This is a genomic window from Streptomyces sp. RerS4, assembly GCF_023515955.1.
Lineage (GTDB): Bacteria > Actinomycetota > Actinomycetes > Streptomycetales > Streptomycetaceae > Streptomyces.
In genome coordinates, this window is the sequence record NZ_CP097322.1 from 3,501,348 (window position 1) to 3,517,621 (window position 16,274).

The 16,274-nt window shown below is 71.3% G+C and carries 22 protein-coding genes; 13 read left to right on the forward strand and 9 right to left on the reverse strand.

Going from position 1 to position 16,274, the window contains the following annotated elements:
• The first annotated feature begins 1 nt into the window (after nt 1).
• Together amaP and M4D82_RS16100 are read left to right on the forward strand one after the other, a co-directional pair.
• Complete coding sequence (amaP, locus tag M4D82_RS16095; protein ID WP_249766712.1) at nt 2-598, forward strand: alkaline shock response membrane anchor protein AmaP; 597 nt, start codon at nt 2-4, stop codon at nt 596-598.
• Nucleotides 599-799: 201 nt separating this feature from the next.
• Nucleotides 800-955 carry a DUF6131 family protein gene (locus tag M4D82_RS16100; RefSeq protein ID WP_249766713.1) on the forward strand — a complete coding sequence of 52 codons (156 nt, stop codon included), beginning with the start codon at nt 800-802 and terminating at the stop codon, nt 953-955.
• Nucleotides 956-1,156: 201 nt separating this feature from the next.
• Here M4D82_RS16100 and trhA read toward each other — a convergent pair whose 3' ends face one another.
• Nucleotides 1,157-1,822 (reverse strand): PAQR family membrane homeostasis protein TrhA, encoded by a 666-nt coding sequence (trhA, locus tag M4D82_RS16105; RefSeq protein ID WP_502988939.1) that lies wholly within the window; start codon nt 1,820-1,822, stop codon nt 1,157-1,159.
• 582 nt (nt 1,823-2,404) lie between these two features.
• Between trhA and M4D82_RS16110 the strand changes: the two genes are divergently transcribed.
• From M4D82_RS16110 to M4D82_RS16120, 3 genes are all read left to right on the forward strand, one after another.
• A complete protein-coding gene (locus M4D82_RS16110; protein ID WP_349637070.1) occupies nt 2,405-3,268 on the forward strand; it encodes a DUF1206 domain-containing protein in 864 nt (287 codons plus the stop codon).
• Between the two features lie 70 nt (nt 3,269-3,338).
• Nucleotides 3,339-4,100 carry a YhjD/YihY/BrkB family envelope integrity protein gene (locus tag M4D82_RS16115; RefSeq protein ID WP_249766715.1) on the forward strand — a complete coding sequence of 254 codons (762 nt, stop codon included), beginning with the start codon at nt 3,339-3,341 and terminating at the stop codon, nt 4,098-4,100.
• Nucleotides 4,101-4,413: 313 nt separating this feature from the next.
• On the forward strand, nt 4,414-5,613 hold the full coding sequence (locus M4D82_RS16120; protein WP_249766716.1) for a PP2C family protein-serine/threonine phosphatase: 1,200 nt from the start codon (nt 4,414-4,416) through the stop codon (nt 5,611-5,613).
• 32 nt (nt 5,614-5,645) lie between these two features.
• On the opposite strand, the gene M4D82_RS16125 is transcribed toward M4D82_RS16120, so the two are convergent.
• Nucleotides 5,646-6,116, reverse strand: a complete 471-nt coding sequence (locus M4D82_RS16125) for a DUF5994 family protein (RefSeq protein ID WP_249766717.1) — start codon at nt 6,114-6,116, stop codon at nt 5,646-5,648.
• A 279-nt stretch (nt 6,117-6,395) separates the two neighbouring features.
• On the opposite strand from M4D82_RS16125, the gene M4D82_RS16130 reads away from it, so the two are divergent.
• From M4D82_RS16130 to M4D82_RS16145, 4 genes are all read left to right on the forward strand, one after another.
• On the forward strand, nt 6,396-6,950 hold the full coding sequence (locus M4D82_RS16130; RefSeq protein ID WP_249766718.1) for a DUF5994 family protein: 555 nt from the start codon (nt 6,396-6,398) through the stop codon (nt 6,948-6,950).
• Nucleotides 6,951-6,954: 4 nt separating this feature from the next.
• Nucleotides 6,955-7,164, forward strand: coding sequence for a hypothetical protein (locus M4D82_RS16135; protein ID WP_249766719.1), 210 nt, complete (start codon nt 6,955-6,957; stop codon nt 7,162-7,164).
• 106 nt (nt 7,165-7,270) lie between these two features.
• Nucleotides 7,271-7,537, forward strand: a complete 267-nt coding sequence (locus tag M4D82_RS16140) for a hypothetical protein (RefSeq protein ID WP_249766720.1) — start codon at nt 7,271-7,273, stop codon at nt 7,535-7,537.
• Nucleotides 7,538-7,574: 37 nt separating this feature from the next.
• The gene (locus M4D82_RS16145; RefSeq protein WP_249766721.1) at nt 7,575-7,847 is read left to right on the forward strand and encodes a hypothetical protein; all 273 of its coding nucleotides are present in this window, start codon (nt 7,575-7,577) and stop codon (nt 7,845-7,847) included.
• Between the two features lie 241 nt (nt 7,848-8,088).
• Here the strand turns inward: M4D82_RS16145 and M4D82_RS16150 are convergent, their stop codons facing one another.
• From M4D82_RS16150 to M4D82_RS16165, 4 genes are all read right to left on the reverse strand, one after another.
• Complete coding sequence (locus tag M4D82_RS16150; protein ID WP_249766722.1) at nt 8,089-8,262, reverse strand: hypothetical protein; 174 nt, start codon at nt 8,260-8,262, stop codon at nt 8,089-8,091.
• A 25-nt stretch (nt 8,263-8,287) separates the two neighbouring features.
• Complete coding sequence (locus M4D82_RS16155) at nt 8,288-8,527, reverse strand: STAS domain-containing protein (protein ID WP_249766723.1); 240 nt, start codon at nt 8,525-8,527, stop codon at nt 8,288-8,290.
• A gap of 547 nt (nt 8,528-9,074) precedes the next feature.
• On the reverse strand, nt 9,075-10,241 hold the full coding sequence (locus M4D82_RS16160; protein WP_502988940.1) for an MFS transporter: 1,167 nt from the start codon (nt 10,239-10,241) through the stop codon (nt 9,075-9,077).
• 71 nt (nt 10,242-10,312) lie between these two features.
• Nucleotides 10,313-11,686: an FAD-dependent oxidoreductase gene (locus M4D82_RS16165; protein ID WP_283844480.1), complete on the reverse strand. Its 1,374-nt coding sequence runs from the start codon at nt 11,684-11,686 to the stop codon at nt 10,313-10,315.
• Nucleotides 11,687-11,838: 152 nt separating this feature from the next.
• Here M4D82_RS16165 and M4D82_RS16175 point away from each other — a divergent pair, with 152 nt between their 5' ends.
• The 3 genes from M4D82_RS16175 to M4D82_RS16185 all read left to right on the forward strand — a co-directional run bounded on the left by M4D82_RS16175 (nt 11,839) and on the right by M4D82_RS16185 (nt 13,113).
• Nucleotides 11,839-12,207, forward strand: a complete 369-nt coding sequence (locus M4D82_RS16175) for an ArsR/SmtB family transcription factor (protein ID WP_249766725.1) — start codon at nt 11,839-11,841, stop codon at nt 12,205-12,207.
• Nucleotides 12,208-12,212: 5 nt separating this feature from the next.
• Entirely contained in the window at nt 12,213-12,701 is a 489-nt protein-coding gene (locus tag M4D82_RS16180; RefSeq protein ID WP_249766726.1) for a GNAT family N-acetyltransferase, read from the forward strand.
• An 85-nt stretch (nt 12,702-12,786) separates the two neighbouring features.
• Complete coding sequence (locus M4D82_RS16185) at nt 12,787-13,113, forward strand: hypothetical protein (protein ID WP_249766727.1); 327 nt, start codon at nt 12,787-12,789, stop codon at nt 13,111-13,113.
• Nucleotides 13,114-13,122: 9 nt separating this feature from the next.
• On the opposite strand, the gene M4D82_RS16190 is transcribed toward M4D82_RS16185, so the two are convergent.
• The 3 genes from M4D82_RS16190 to M4D82_RS16200 are packed head-to-tail and all read right to left on the reverse strand — an operon-like array spanning nt 13,123 to nt 15,312.
• Entirely contained in the window at nt 13,123-14,190 is a 1,068-nt protein-coding gene (locus M4D82_RS16190) for an ArsO family NAD(P)H-dependent flavin-containing monooxygenase (protein ID WP_249766728.1), read from the reverse strand.
• Nucleotides 14,187-14,957 (reverse strand): aquaporin, encoded by a 771-nt coding sequence (locus tag M4D82_RS16195; protein WP_249766729.1) that lies wholly within the window; start codon nt 14,955-14,957, stop codon nt 14,187-14,189. The genes M4D82_RS16190 and M4D82_RS16195 overlap by 4 nt, the downstream gene beginning before the upstream one ends.
• A 40-nt stretch (nt 14,958-14,997) precedes the next feature.
• Nucleotides 14,998-15,312: an ArsR/SmtB family transcription factor gene (locus tag M4D82_RS16200; RefSeq protein ID WP_249766730.1), complete on the reverse strand. Its 315-nt coding sequence runs from the start codon at nt 15,310-15,312 to the stop codon at nt 14,998-15,000.
• A gap of 82 nt (nt 15,313-15,394) precedes the next feature.
• Between M4D82_RS16200 and M4D82_RS16205 the strand changes: the two genes are divergently transcribed.
• Complete coding sequence (locus M4D82_RS16205) at nt 15,395-15,805, forward strand: arsenate reductase ArsC (RefSeq protein WP_502988941.1); 411 nt, start codon at nt 15,395-15,397, stop codon at nt 15,803-15,805.
• The last annotated feature ends 469 nt before the right edge of the window (nt 15,806-16,274 follow it).

A 16,274-nucleotide genomic window follows, 5' to 3' on the forward strand; every position in this document is an offset into this window, starting at 1 on the left:
GATGATCAAGACAGTGAACCGGGTGCTGCTGGGGCTGCTCGGCCTCGGGCTGTTCGCCCTGGGCGGCGGCGTGCTACTGGGCGGGCTGGATCTGCAGCGCCGATGGGGTTTCGACGTACCGGGCTGGTGGCCCTTTCGCGGCCCGGCCGATGTCGTCCTGGGTGACGAGGGACGCCTGCGGTGGCGGGCGGAGGGCTGGTGGTGGCCGACCGTCATCACGGTGCTCGCCGCGCTGCTGGTGCTGCTGCTGTGGTGGCTCTGGACACTGCTGCGCAAAGACCGGCTGCACCAGGTCCTCGTCGACAGCCAGGACGGTACGGCGGCCCGGCTCGACGGCCGCGCCCTGGAGGACGTGATCGAGAAAGAGGCGCAAGCCTTGGACGGAGTCGCACGGGCACGGGTGCGCCTGGGGGGCCGGCGTACCGCCCCGGTCACGCGAGTGCGGCTGTGGCTGGAGCCTCACGCGGGACCGGAGCGGATCCTGGCCCGACTCGACCGGGACACGCTCGCACGCGCACGGGACTCGGCAGGCCTGGACCGTCTCCCGTCGGAGGTCAGCCTCCGGGAAGTCCGTCACCGCGCCCATCGGGTCGACTGAGAATTCTCCGCCGTCTCCAGGACGGAATCTCGACCGCCGGCTCCTGGGCGCCGCGGCCGTCACATCGCGCCTGTTCGGCTTGCCGGTCAGACGGCTTCTGCTCATGCCCGCTGGAAGGGCAGGAGGGTGACAATCCGACAGGCCACCTCAGCGGGTTGCGCCTACTCTGGAATCGAGGTACCTGCGAGGTCGGAGGTCACCATGATCATTCTCGGGATCGTCCTGCTCGTCATCGGGTTCGTGGCCGGCATTTCCATCTTGTGGACGATCGGGATCATCCTGGTCGTGATCGGGGTCATCCTGTGGATCCTCGGGGCGGTCGGTCACGCGGTCGGCGGACGCCGTCATTACTGGTAGGCGGCTCAACTCCCAGCGGACGCAGCCCTACCTGCACTCCACCGGAGTGCTGCTTCTCGTCGTCGCCGTGCTGTACCTGCTGGTGCGCTCGATACTGCGCTCCCGCCGAGGCAGGCCCACCGCGTTCTGACGGTGGGGGCCGACCTCGCGGGGCCCTCCGGACGGCTGGCGAGTGGGTGAGGCGGTCCGTACCTCGACCGCTCAGTGAGCGGTGAGAAAAATGGCGATGTAGTGGGCGGTGAAGGCTGTCACCGTCAGCGCGTGGAAGACCTCGTGGAAGCCGAACCAGCGGGGTGAGGGGTTGGGGCGCTGGAGGGCGTAGACGACCGCGCCCGCGCTGTAGAGAAGCCCGCCGGTCACGATCAGGGAGACCACGGCCACCCCGCCGCTGTGCAGGAAGTCGGGCAGGTATCGCACGGGCGCCCAGCCCAGAGCCAGGTAGCAGGGGGTGTACAGCCAGCGGGGAGCTCCGACCCACAGGACACGGAAGGCGATGCCGACCAGCGCGCCCGTCCACACGATCCACAGCAGGGCGGACCACTGGTCCGGGGAAAGCAGGATCACCGCGAGCGGCGTACACGTGCCGGCGATGATCAGGAAGATGTTGGCGTGGTCGAGGCGACGCAGAACGGCCTCACCGAGTGGCCCCCAGGTGCCGAGGTGGTAGACGGCGCTGGTCCCGAACAGCAGCCAGGCAGCGACGGAATACACGGTGCAGGCCCCTACGGCCTGCGGTGTCCCTGCCAGGCAGATGAGGACGATGCCCGCTGCCAGCGACATGGGGACCATGCCGGCGTGAAGCCAGCCGCGCAGCCTCGGCTTGATCGGGTCCACCAGATCGGCTGCCCGCTCGACCAGGTCGGCCACCGGGCGGGAGTCCTCGGCGGCCCCATCGCCTTGCGATCCCGAGGAAAGGCCGGCACTGCGGGCTTGGGCTTCTTCTCGGGGCACTGCTTCTCCTCCCGGGTCGGACTGCTGGGTGCCACGGGCAACCACGTGCACATGCTGGGAACCCGACCGTAACGGGAGCCCCAGAGGTCCGCCTCATCGCGCGTAGCCGCTTCAGTCCTCCCACGATTCCGGTCCCGGTTGCCTGCCGACGACCGGGACCGGATTCGGAGTGATTCCAGATCCCTGTGCAGGACGATCCGCATGTGGGTGGTGACTTCCGACAGGGGGCAGCCGTACCGTGGAAAGACAGGGAACGGACCCGGGGTTGGTGCCATGCCGGTCGGCCTCGGAGACCCGAACCTGGCCGCCACATCGGCCGACATGGCATCGCGGTCCGTAGAGAGCGGACGCGTCGGGGACGCCTTCGGACACTGGCTCTGACCCACCACTCCCCTCCCGGCCGACGGTGCGCTGTTCAGTGGGGTCCGGCACATGGAGGTGCCAGATATGGAGCGCAGTCAGGACAGTCCGGCTCAGCCCAAGTCGCGGGGGCGGCGTGTGGCCGACAGTCGTGCGGTGGAGGTCGCGTCCAGGGTCGGGCTCTGCGCCCGGGGAGTGATCTACGTACTGGTGGGGATTCTGGCCGTGCGGATCGGCCTCGGCAGCGACAGCGGCCAAGAGGCCGACCGGTCCGGCGCGGTGGGGACCCTCGGCGAGCAGCCGTTCGGCCAGGCTCTGCTGTGGGCGCTGGTGGTGGGGCTGGCGGCGATGGCGCTGTGGCGGCTGGCCGAGGCTGCGTTCGGGCAGACGGTGGAGGGCGGCGACAAGTGGAGCCGGCGTCTGGGCTCCTTGGGCATGGCGGTGTTCTACGCGGTGATCTGCATCGGCGTGGCGCAGACGGCGCTGGTCGGTGGATCCTCCGGAGGCCGCCCCGGTGACGAGACGTCGAAGGAGTACACCGCCAGGGTGCTGGACCGGCCGGGCGGCCAGGTGATCGTCGGCGTGTTCGGGGTCGTCCTGATCGTCGTGGGTGTGGTGATCCTGGTGCGCAGCCTGATGCGGAAGTTCGAGAAGGATCTCCGGACGGACGAGATGCGCCCGGCGACGCGGCGGGTCGTCGTGTTCCTGGGCATCGTCGGCGGCGCGGCGTGCGGCGTGGTCGCGGCCGGGGCCGGCCTGTCCGTCCTGCTGGCCGCCGTGCGGTACGACCCCGACCAGGCCAAGGGTCTGGACGAGACCTTGCGCTCGTTCGCCACCACGCCAGCAGGACCTGCCCTGCTGATCGCCGCCGCCGTGGGCCTCCTGCTGTTCGGCCTGTACTCGTTCTGCGAAGCCCGCTGGCGCAAGGCCGCCGAGCACGGGACTCCGGCGGAACAGCCGACCGGGGCCGCGGGCCCGGGGACACGTCCCGGTGCGCCCTAGCAAGGGGAACTCGTCCGGCGGCGCGGGCCGTTCGTATCCGTTCGGGCGGTTGCGCCGCACCTCCCGCCGTGTGCGGGCCGGACGCCGATGGATCCAGGCGAGCGATCTCGACCTGTGGCAGCGTTCACTGGGCTTCGCGGCGCTCGGATTCCTCACACTCGTACCCCTGCTGATCGTCGTATCCGCCGCGGATCCGGCGAGCGGGCGGGGATTCGCGCAGTGGCTGGGGGACGGGCTGGGCGTGTCGACGGCCGCCAGGGAGGACATCGAGCGGTTGTTCGCTCTGCCGGGCCAGACCCTGCGGACCATGACGGCGTTCGGCCTCGCGGTGCTCGCCGTGTTCGGGGTGTCGTTCGGGGCGACGGTGCAGAGCGGCTACGAGAAGGTGTGGGATCTGCCTCCGGCCCGCTGGTGGGCCAGGTGGCGGCACGTGGTGTGGCTCGCCGTCCTCATCGGATTCCTCTTCCTGTCCGCGGTCACGCCACTGTGGCGCGCGGCACCGGCCCGCGAGGTGATCACGATGCTGAGCGGCGTCCTGTTCTTCTGGTGGTCCCAGCGGATGCTGCTCGGCGGCCGGGTCCCCTGGCCCGCCCTGCTGCCCGGTGCGGTGACCACCATGGCCGGGCTGCTCGGCCTGCGAGTCTTCTCCCGGCTCGTCTTCTCACCGCTGATCGCGTCCAGCGCCGTCACCTACGGCCCGATCGGAACCGTCCTGGTCATCCAGTCCTGGCTGGTCGGGGTCGGCGTCGTCTTCTTCGGCGGCGCACTGGCCGGCCGTATCCTCCACGAGGGACTCCCCCGCCTGGCGCATGCCCTGAAACGGCGAAGATGAGGTCCTGCCCTCCCTGATCTGCCGCACGGGCAGGCGGAGCGCAGACGATCGGCCGCGGCGAACACGACGAGGCCGATGATTCGATTCCCGTCATCCGCTCTTGAACGAAGGCCCCGGTCAGTGACCGGGGCCTTCGTCGTCGTGTGGCGTGCCCTGCCGCCGAGGAGCATCCTGAGGGCGAGACCGCCGCCAACGGGCCCGGCCCCCGTGACTGCCGGGCACCGGCTGTCACCGGCTTGCGTCAGCCCCGGTACGGCCGGACAGCAGCGCAGGCGCTGCACGGCCCGTCCGCCGCCCTGCGGAAGGGAGCGGGATGACAGTCGGATCGCCCGGGGATCCTGATCGCTCGGAGAGCTTCGGAGAGGGGTTGCTGGGCGGGCTCCTGGACCGGGCCCACGGGCTGCCACCGCATCTGGTCGGGCCGCTGCTCGCCGACACGGTGGCGCGGCTGGGGGGACGGGATCCGCAGATCCTGCTCCAGGACTACGGGCAGCAGAGACTGGTCCCCCTGCCGGGCGAAGGGCTGGCGGGCGGGGAACCGCAGGTCATCGACGGCTCCGAGGCCGGCCGGTGTTTCCTCACCTCGCGCCTGGTCGAACTCGTGCTGGCCGACGGCGTACGGGTCCTGCTGCCGTTGCTGGACGGGGGCGACCAGGCAGGCGTTCTGGCCGTCACGCTGGACGCCGTCGATGACGACGACCGCCGCCTGCTGCGCAGGATCGCCGGGCTGATCGCCGACATGATGCAGACCAAGAACGGCCACACCGACCTCTTCTTCCGCACCCGTCGCAGCGAACCGATGAGCGTCGCCGCCGAGATCCAGTGGTCGCTGCTGCCACCGCTGACGATGGTGACGCCGCGCGTCGCCATCGCCGGCGTACTCGAACCCGCCTATGACGTGGCGGGCGACAGCTTCGACTACGCCCTGAACGGGGACACCTTCCACCTCGCCGTGATCGACGCCATGGGCCACGGTCTGGACGCGGCCACGATGGCCACCGTGACCATCGGCGCGTACCGGCACGCCCGCCGGATCAGCATCGAGCTGTCCGAGATCTATCTCTTCATGGACCGCGCCGTGGCCGAGCAGTTCGCACCCGACCACTTCGTGACCGCGCTGATGATGCGGCTGGACACGGACACCGGCCGCCTCCAGTGGGTCAACGCCGGGCACCCCGTCCCCATGTTGATCCGCGGACACCGCGTCGTAGGCCGCCTGGACAGCCCCACGACCCTGCCCGTCGGCTTCGGAGGAGCACAGCCGCAGGTCAGCGAAGTGACGCTCGAGCCGGGGGATCGCGTTCTCTGCTTCACCGACGGGCTGATCGAGGAACACGAGAGCGGACAGCAGGAGTTCGGCGAGGACCAGCTGATCGGCTGGGTGAACCAACTGGAGCGGACGGACCGAGAGGCCCGCGCGGTGGTACGGGACCTCTCCCACACCCTCAAACGGGCACGGGGCAACGCCACTTCGGACGACGCCACGCTGGTCCTGGTCGAGTGGCGTGGATGACGTTCCGGATCGCGCCGACTCCGGGCGGTGTGTCACCGGTTCTGGATGCGTGGCGACGAGGATCTCGGCGGCCTGGTGGCGTTACCGGCGTCGACCGCACGGGCCATGGCTCCACGTGCCGCGTCGGGTGTCATGTCCGGGGGCACCACCAGGAGGGCGAAGTGGTCGTCGTCGCCACGGGTGATGAGGACGGTGTCGTCGCCGACGGGGAAGGAGTCGAGGTGCACGACCCGGTCGTCCACGACCACACGAGCCGGGACCTCCTCCCAGGCGTCCGTGTCCAGGCCGACGCGCGTGACGGGGCCGAGGTGTGTGGTGAGCGCCCGGACGAGGGCGGGCAGCTCGGCCCCGACGCCGCGGGAGCGGGGCCACCAGGCGCCGTCGAGGACGCCTTCGCGGGAGTGGGTCGTCTGCAGCCGGAGCAGGGCCGTGCCGGACCTCACCGCTCGGTGGATCTCGTCCGGAAGGAGCTGGGGAGGGGTGGGGGTGTCGGATTCGGCCATGGTGGTCCGCCTGCCTGCGCGGGGCCGCCGACGCCTCATGGCCGACGAGACACCGCCGTGGTCACACGGTACTCCGCGGCCTGCGGTCATGCCCGCGGCCATCGGCCGAGCGGCGCGCCCGGTTGAAAATCCACTGGTCAGAGCGGCTCGTCCGGCCGCTGGGCGGAGTACGCTGAAAGTACCGGGAGTAAGTCGAGCACCCGCTCCCACGCGGACGTCGTTTCCGGCGATCAAGACACTGGGCCGCCCTGCAGGGCGGCCCGGAGACGGGTCCGCGTCATGACCACCTCCCTGGCACCCCTGCTTTCGGCGCGCCTGGCGTTGACGCCGAAGACCACCCTCGCCGGCCTCTTGGACGGCGCTTGGTGGCCTCGTTCGCGTGACCTCACCGCGGAGCTTCCGCCCCTGGTCGACGCGCTGGAGGGGCACTACGGACGCATCACGCGCGTCACGGTGAACCCCACCCGTTGGCCCGTCGTCCCGCACAAGGTGCCCGTCGCCGGGCACACCGTGCACGTGGGCTGGTTCACCGAACAGGATCCCGACAAGATGATCCTGCTCTCCTACACCGTCGGCCGCTGCGACCTGCTGGTGATCCCGCCCGAGACCGAACCCACCGCAGCCGCCCGGCTCATGGCCGCCGCCGCCATCCCCGGCAGCGTCCTGGCCGCCGGTGCCCTGATGTCCGACGAGGCCGCGACCGGCCGCCGTATGCGCGACGCCCGAAGCGGCGAGGGCGCCTGGGAGACCGACGGCGGATCCGCCCTGCCGCCGCTCCGGCACCCGGTCGTCGGCGCGCGGATGATCGCCATGCCCGGGAACCCGCGGAGGTGACCCCATGGAAACCCTGATCACCCTCGCCGTAATCGCCCTCATGATCGCGCTGGGCATCCGCCTGATCCACCGGCTCAACGCCCAGCACGACGCCCGCATCGCCGCCCACCACTTCGGCGACCCCTTCCCGGCCATTCGCCGGCCGCCCGGCCACAGTCACCCCACGCCGACGGAACAAGCCGCCCGTCGCCGGCTCACGGGCACCTGGCCCTGACCACCTCAGACCACTCCTCCGACCGAAGGCCGCGGGTGGGACACCCGACACCCGGGACAACCCACCCGCCGGCCTCTCGCTTCGCCCGTGAGAGGGACCACGCCCCTTGTACCGCACCGACACAGCGCCCCTGCCCTCGGCCGGACAGGCCGAGATCCGCATCGTCGCCGCCACCCCCGAAGCCGCCCGCGCGGTCGCCGAGGTGATCCGCCGCTCGTTCGCCGGGACGGAACAGCGCAGCTACCCCGTCCTCGACGGCGGCACCCGACTCCACCTCACCGTCGACACCGAAACCGCCGCAGAGCCCGCCCGCTCCTGGCTCACCACCAGCAGTTCGTCCCCTCTCACCGGCACCCACGTCGACGAAGTCTGAGCAGCATCGGACCTTCACACGACGAAAGGACTCGGTCATGGCGACACTCCGCGAGCGACAGCTCTACCGCGAACAGGTCCTGACCGCCCTCTACGAAGCCACCGAAGGCAACCGGCTCCTCGGAGTCCCGGGGCGGAAGCTGCGGAACGACCTGCGCATCCCGGAGGAAGACCTGGCCGCCGCCTGCACCTACCTCGCCGGCGAGGACCTGATCACCGTCGACTGGGAACCGGGCAACACGCCCGCGATGGTCTCCCTCACCCACCAGGGAATCCGCCGTATGGAGGCCGAAGAGGAAGAACGCGGCTGAGCCGGACTGCCCCGACGGCCCGCTCTCGCCTCCCAGCCTGTCCGGCCGAGCAGTCGTACTATTGAAGATGGATCGAGCACGCTCACGTGTGACGATCCGGAAGGGCGGCCCCGGCGGAGTGAATGCGCTGGGGCCGTTGTGACGACCGCCGTCAGGCCCGCGCACCCGACGTCACGTCACACCCGGTGCCGATGACCCACTTCACACGCGTCGACCGTTCCGAGGTCCCTCGGGCCCCACGTCAGCGGAGTGCGCGGCTGCGGCGGCCGGAGCGCCGCAGGTGCATCCCCAGGTGCACCAGGGCCGCGACGAGTACGACGATGCCGATGGTCAGCGGGTAGAACAGTCCTTCGACGACCGCGCCGATGATGCCCAGCACGATCGCGGCGATGACGGGGGTCAGGAAGAGCGTCACTGCTGAGCACCCCTCGGATGGCCGGTCAGCGGCGGGCGAGCTGCCGCTCACCGTTCGCGCCGGAGTCGGAGAAGGTGACCCGGGAGGTGTCCAGCACGAGGCCGGTGCAGCCGTCGTCGGCGGCCGAGGCCAGCAGGGCCCACAGCGGTGCGGCGCTGTAGTGGTCGATCTCCCCGGAGAGGCGGACGACCAGGGTGCTGCCGAGGGTGGTGCAGGAGTCGATGACTATGACGCCGGGCGCGGTGTCCGCGCCCGAGTCGTGCACGACGGGAGGGCCAGGGGGGCGGCCCAGAGCGCACGCGGCGCACCACCTGTGCGGTTCGCGCCGGACGGTCAGGCCCGTGCGACGGTGAACAGCACTGGCGTACGGATGCCGATGTGGGCGGCGGAGTCGGCCACATGGTTCCCGCGGTGGGACGAGCGGTGGGCGCAACGCCCGGTTGCGCGGTGGCATCCTGCTCCGACATGTCGCTCTCCCCTGCAGATCGACTTCAACGGCCTGCCCCTGGAGGGGGCCGACAGCGCCTCTCAGTACACTCGGCAGTTCACTTCAGCCTGGTTCATCGGCTTCTCCCCGGTGTCGATCTCGCCGATCACATCGACGTCCACGTGGTTGCGCCACGACGTGCGTGGGGTGTCGCGGCAGTCACGGCGGGCCACTGTGCGTTGAGTGCTCCCGCCACCAGGCTTGAGCGTCTTGGTCTCCGAACATGGGCCGGCGGCACGGCAGAAGCCGACCACCCAGGGCTCGGGCAGTCGTTCGCCGACGACCCTCCACGCCGCCTGAGGCGGGCAGCGCACGCACCCTTGGGCTACCCGGCGGGGCTTCTTGATGACGGTCGAGCGCCGAGGGTGAGTAGTGCTGCCGCCCCCGACAGGGCGGCCAGGAGCAGGAAGAGCGAGGGGTAGCCGCCCAGGGGGCCTGCGAGGGCGGCGCCCGCGAAGGGGGCGAGGGCTGCGGTGATCGTGGCGGGGGCGCCGAGGAGGGCCGAGAGGCGGCCGTAGTGGGTGGTGCCCCAGCGGTCGGTGACGGCGGTGGCCTGGAGGAGGGTGAGGTTGCCCCGGATCAGGCCGGCGGCGACGGCGATGAGGGTGAGGGCCGTGAGCGGGCCGGGTACGAGGGCCAGTGCTGCGGTGGTGGCGCTGCCTGCGGCGAGGAGTGCCGTGGTGCGGGTGGTGACGGTGGTACGGCGGGCGAGGGCGGCGTAGAGGGTGCGGCCGAGGGTCTGGCCGGCGCCGCCGAGTCCGAGTGCCCAGGCTGCCTGGGTGGTTGAGGCTCCTCGTTCCGTGAGGAGCGGGACGAGGCCCATGACGACGGAGTACATGGCGAAGCCGGACAGGGTGAGCGCCGCTGTCAGCATGAGGAACGGGCGGCTGCGGGCGATGGATGCCGCTCCGCCTTCGAGGTGCGCGTGCTGCGGCGAGGGGGCCGGCGGCCACGGTGACTTGAGGGCGAAGGCGTGGGCCGGGATGGTGATGGCGGCCAGGATCGCGGCGAGCACGAGGTAGGTGGTGCGCCAGGAGAGGTGTTCGGCGAGCACCGCGGTCAGGGGCGCGAAGACGGTGGAGGCGAGGCCGCCGGCGAGCGTGACGATGGTCAGGGCGCGGATCCGGTCCTCTCCCCACCAGCGGGTGAGCGCGGCGAAGGCGGGATGGTAGAAGGTCGCCGCCATGGAGATGCCGGCCAGGGCCCAGGCAGCGGCGAACACGTAGAGGTTGGGCGCGTACGCCACCGCCGCGAGGGCGACGGTGGCGAGGATGGAGCCGCCGGTCATGACCGCGCGGGGGCCTCGGGTGTCGAGCATGCGGCCGATGGGGATTCCGGCCAGGCCCGAGACGACCAGGGCCAGGGAGAAGGCTGCGGTGGTCGCGATCGGGGACCAGCCGGTGTCTGCGGTGATCTCGGGGTTGAGGACGGGGAAGGCGTAGTAGACGACGCCCCAGCTGGTGATCTGGGTGGCGCACAGTGCGGGAAGCACGGCGCGAGGCCGCGACCGGTCCCCTGCTCCGGTCGCGGCCTCGTCGGCCTGGGTTTGCGGCACGGTCTCGGTCAGCAGCCGCCGGAAGAGGCCGGGGCGCCGACGCCGATCTGGATCCCGGTCGTGGCGGGCGCGGCGCAGCAGCCACCGCCGCCGGCCTCGGCCGCCTCGGGCTCGTCGAAGAGGCCGGCGCCGCCGCAGACTCCGGTCTCGGGGAGGGTGAGTTCGACGCGTTCGGCGGCTTCCCGGTCGCCGGCGAGGGCGGCGGCGATGGAGCGGACCTGCTCGTAGCCGGTCATGGCGAGGAAGGTCGGGGCGCGACCGTAGGACTTCATGCCGACGAGGTAGACGCCCTTCTCCGGGTGGGAGAGCTCGTTCACCCCGTGCGGGTAGACCGTTCCGCAGGAGTGCTGGTTGGGGTCGATCAGCGGGGCCAGCTCGGTGGGGGCCTGGAGGCGCTCGTCGAGGCCGAGGCGGAGCTCGTCCAGGAAGGTGAGGTCGGGGCGGAAGCCGGTGAGGCCGATGACCTCGTCGACCGGTGCGAGGCGGCGGCCGTCCTCACCGACGAGCACCAGGCGGCCGGCCGCGTCCCGCTCGACGGCCTCGGTGCGGAAGCCGGTGACGGCGTCGGCGTACCCGTTGTCGACGGCGGCCTTGGCCGCCAGGCCGAGGGCGCCACGGGCGGGCAGCTGGTCGGCTTCGCCGCCGCCGAAGGTGGAGCCGCTGATGCCACGGCGCAGGATCCAGACGGCGTGGGTGCCGGGCTCGTCCTTGGCGAGGTCGGCGAGGTAGGCGAGGGCGGTGAAGGCGGAGGCGCCGGAGCCGACGACGGCGGTGCGCTTGCCCGCGTACCGGGCGCGCTGGGCCGGGTCCTTGAGGTCGGGGACGCGGTAGGAGATCCGGTCGGCTGCGGTCTTCTCGCCGAGTGCGGCCAGGCCGTCGCCACCGAGCGGGCTCGGGGTGGACCAGGTACCGGAGGCGTCGATCACGGCGGAGGCGAAGATCCGCTCCTCGCGGCCGTCCGCCGTGGTGAGGTGGACGGTGAAGGGCTGGGTGTCGCGGTCGGCGTCCACTACGCGGTCGCGGCCGGCGCGGGAGACGCCGGTGACCGTCGCGCCGTAGCGGACCCGCTGCTCGCCGAGTACGTCCGCCAGGGGCTGGAGGTACTTCTCGGCCCAGTCACCGCCGGTCGGGTACGTGGCGCCGTCAGGGACGGTCCAGCCGGTCGGGGCGAGGAGCTTTTCGGCGGCCGGGTCGGTCACCTCGGCCCAGGTGGAGAACAGTCGTACGTGGGCCCAGTCGCGGGTCGCGGTGCCCGCGCTCGGGCCCGCCTCCAGGACCAGGGGCGTAAGGCCCCGCTCGACGAGGTGGGCGGCGGCGGCCAGGCCCACGGGCCCGGCACCGATGACCACGACGGGCAGCTGGCCGTTGGCGGTGGCGTTCACGACGATTCCCCTTTGTTTCGACGTTTGTCGATGTCCGACGGATCTCAGCATGACACCTACATCGACAAGCGTCAACATAGACATTCATCGAAATGGGGTGACGAGTGGGGCCCTGGCTCCCCAATTGATTCGATACATGTCAACATAGACGCATGTCGAACACGAAGGTGCTGCCCCTGCTGGAGCCGGACACGGCGGTCGCGCCGTGCTGTCCGCCGCTGAACGAGCGCCCGCTGAGTGCGGCGGAGGCCGAGAGCGCCGCGAAGATGTTCAAGGCCCTCGGAGACCCGGTGCGCCTGCGCCTGTTCTCGCTGGTCGCCTCCCACGCGGGAGGAGAGGCGTGCGTCTGCGACATCTCCGACGTGGGCGTCTCGCAGCCGACCGTCTCGCACCACCTGAAGAAGCTGAAGGAGGCGGGACTGCTGTCCTCCGAGCGGCGCGGGACCTGGGTCTACTACCGGGTCGAGCCGTCCGTGCTCGCCGCCATGGGCGCCCTGCTGGCCACCGCCGCCGGGGCGTGACCGGCATGCGCATCGCACCGCTGCTGCCCGCCCACGCCGAGCAGGTCCTGGAGATCTACCAGGCCGGAATCGACGAGGGCAACGCCACCTTCGAGACCGCCGCACCCACGTGGGAGGCCTTCGACGCGGCCAAGCTCCCCGGCCACCGCTTCGCCGCCCTCGGCGAGGACGGCAAGGTCCTGGGCTGGGTCGCCGCGAGCGCCGTCTCCGACCGCTGCGCGTACGCGGGAGTGGTCGAGCACTCGGTGTACGTCCACCCCGGGGCCCGGGGCCAGGGCGTCGCCGGAGCCCTCCTGAACGCGCTGATCGCCTCCACCGAAGCAGCGGGCATCTGGACGATCCAGTCCGGCATCTTCCCCGAGAACACCGCCAGCCTCGCCCTCCACGAGCGAGCCGGGTTCCGGATCATCGGCACCCGCGAACGCATCGGCCGCCACCACGGCACATGGCGCGACGTCGTCCTCCTGGAGCGGCGCAGCCCGACGATCACCTGACCGTCGGTCCTACGCCGCCGAGCCGGGCCTCCGGGCATCCTGGGCAGGCGGCCGATGACCGGAGGCCGCAGATGAGGAAGAGCGGGTGGACCGCATGACGGGCGAGCCGGCGGTGGACCGCCAGGTGCTCCTTGAGGAGCTGGAGCGGGCCCGTACGGCCTTCCACCTGCTGCTCGACACGGCAACCGAGGCCGAACTGCACCGGCCCACCGAGGGAACCCGCTGGAACAACGAACAGCTGCTCTTCCACATGCTCTTCGGATACATCCTGATGCGACCCCTGCTGATCCTGATGCGCGTCTTCGCACGGCTGCCGCGAGGCGTCGGCGGCGCCTTCGCCCGGCTCCTGAACGCGGCGACCCGGCACTTCGACTTCCACCACCGACAGCTCACCCTGACCGGAACCCGCTGACGTCTCGGGTCATGCCGCAGCATCCGCCAGGAGGACCGCGATCTCGCGGGCCGCGTCGCGAGCCGGGCGGCCGACGCCGATGAGGGTGGCCGAGGCGGGGCCGGTCCAGTCGCCGTAGCCGAGCAGGTGCAGGCGAGGCTCGTCCACGGCGCGGGTGCCTTCGGTGGCGATGTGACCGCGGGCGCCGCGCAGGCGCAGGGACGCGAAGTGCGCGAGGGCGGGGCGGAAGCCGGTGCACCAGATGATCGCGTCGGCGTGGGCGGTCTTGCCGTCGGCCCAAGCGACGCCATCCTCCGTGAGGCGGCTGAACATCGGGGCAGCGGTGAGCAGTCCAGCATCCCTGGCCGCTCGTACGGGCGGGACGGCGACGATGTCGCCGAGCGAGGCCACTCCGCCGGTGTCGGTGCGGCCTTCGTCGAGGGCGCGGCGGCGGGCGGTCGCGTGGTCGAAGAGGGCGCGGCCGTCGATGTCGTCGGCCAGATAGCGCGGCGGGCGCTGGGTCACCCACGTCAGCTCAGCGGCGCCGGCGAGGTCGGCGGCGATCTGGGCGCCCGAGTTGCCGCCTCCGACGACGATGACGCGCTGCCCGGCGAACTCGGCCGGGCTGCGGTACTGGACGGTGTGGAGCCGGCGGCCGGCGAATTCTCGGCGGCCAGGGACTGCAGGCAGGAACGGCCGCGTCCACGTGCCGGTGGCACTGATGACGGCGCGGGCCTGCCAGGCTCCGTTGTCGGTCTCGACGCGCAGGAACGGGCCGTCGCGGTGGACGGCGTCCACCCACACTCCCCGCTGTACGGGCAGCTCGTACCGCTTCTCGTAGTCGGCCAGGTACGAGACGACGTGCCCCGCGTCCGGGTAGACCTCGCCCTCCTGCAGGGGCATGAGGCGGCCGGGCAGAGACGAGTAGGCCGCTGGGGAGAACAGGTGGAGGGAGTCCCAGGTGTGCTGCCAGGCCCCACCGGGCGCCGTCTGGGCATCGAGGATGACGAACTCGAGGCCCAGGCGGCGCAGGTGGTAGCCGGCGGCGAGTCCTGACTGGCCGCCGCCGATCACCGCCACATCCGTGCGCTGCGTCATGCGGACGGCTTGCCCCGCATGAAGATGACCGCCACCAGCGCCAGACCCACCACGACGCCTACGAGCTGCATGCCGATGAACGCCGGGACGGACGCGGGGGCGATGCCGGCGAAGGTGTCGGTGAAGGCACGGCCGATCGTCACCGCCGGGTTGGCGAAGGAGGTGGACGAGGTGAACCAGTACGCCGCACCGATGTAGGAGGCGACCGCGACCGGCGCGAAGCGGAGCCGGTCGGTGCGGGCCAGGCCGAAGATCAGCAGGATCAGACCGGCGGTGGCGACGACCTCGCCGAGGAGCAGGTTTCCCGCCGAGCGATCGTGCGTGGACCACTTCACCAGGGGCTCGCCGAACATCGCGTCCGCCAGGATCGCGCCCGCGATGGCGCCGGCGATCTGGGAGGGCACGTACACGGCCAGCTCGCGGGCGGTGACTCCGGCGCCGCCGCGTCGGGCGGTCCACCACTCGGCCAGCGTGACGGCCGGGTTGAAGTGGGCGCCGGAGACCGGGCCGAGGAGCGCGATGAGGACGCCGAGGCCGAAGACGGTCGCCGTGGAGTTGGCCAGCAGCTGAAGGGCCACGTCCTGGGTCAGCTCGGTGGCCTGGATGCCGGAGCCCACCACGATCGCCACCAGGGCGGCCGTACCGACGAGCTCGGCGGCGGCTCGGGCGATCAGCGGAGTGCGGGGCGGGGTCGCGCCGGGCGCGGGCTGCGGCGACGTGTCGGCGACAGCCATGGCGTCGCTCGCGACGGGCTCGGTGGCGGTCAAGGCAGGTTCTCCTCGGGCAGGTGAGGCAAAGCGCGGAAGGCTATGGGCAGGACCGCTTGAGGTTCGCTTCGGCGGTGGCACGCGCGGTCTGGGCGAGGTCGGCGAACTGACCGGCGAGGACTTCGATGACTTCCGGGCGCAGGCGGTAGTAGACGTACCGCCCGCATGGCTCCGTATCGACGACCCCGGCCTCGCGCAGCACCTTCATGTGGTTGGAGAGGTTGGTCTGCTTGGCACCCGTCTCCTCCACGAGGTGGGTGGTGCAGAGCGTCTCCTTGGCGAGGAGGGTCACGATCTGGAGCCTGAGCGGGTCGGCCAGAACCCGGATCAGATCAGTGTCGACTGACGTCATCATGGACTGATACTTTCACATCAGCGATGGCTGACGCCATCGCCCGCTGATGCGTTCCCGCCCTGCCTGCGAGAAGAGACCCGCCGTGTCCAAGCCCTCCGTGCTGTTCGTCTGCGTCCACAACGCCGGCCGCTCCCAGATGGCCGCCGCCTGGCTGACCCACCTCGCCGGCGACCGCGTCGAGGTCCGCTCGGCCGGCTCCGCGCCCGCCGACTCGGTGAACCCGGCCGCCGTCGAGGCCATGCGCGAGGTCGGCATCGACATGTCCGCCGAGACCCCGAAGATCCTCACCGTCGAGGCCGTCCAGGCGTCCGACGTCTGCATCACCATGGGTTGCGGCGACACGTGCCCCGTCTTCCCCGGCAAGCGCTACCTCGACTGGAAGCTCGAAGACCCGGCCGGACAGGGCGTCGAGGCCGTCCGCCCCATCCGCGACGAGATCAAGCAGCTGGTCGAGAACCTGATCGCCGAGATCGCGCCCGCGCCGACCGCCTGATCACGCACCGCTTGCGTCAGGCGCCGGAAACACCCGCGAACAGCACCTCCGACGGCAAGAAACACCGGTTCAGAGGGCACGCGGGCCGCCAAGGCGGCCGTGATTCCCAAGCTTGTAGCGCGGGTTCGATTCCGTTGATCGGGGCTCGGCCCGTAGGTCTACGCCGTAACGCACCCTCGCCGGCACCGGCACGGCCACGAAACGCGCCGGACCCGAGCCGACTGTCACCGGGAAGCCCTGTGACACTGCTCCCTCTCGCCTTCGACTGCCGCCGGACGGCGCACACGACGTGAGCCGGAGCCCCCTGTCGAGACCGTCAGGGTCATCCTGCCGGCGTGGCCGCGAGGCGTAGCCGGCCGGGTGGACCAGGGCTTCGCCGGCGTGGAACCGGGCCTTGCGGGGGGGGCACCGTCGGCGTTCCATCTGAGATCCGCGGACCGTCCGGTGTGAACGACCTGCTGGTGACGCA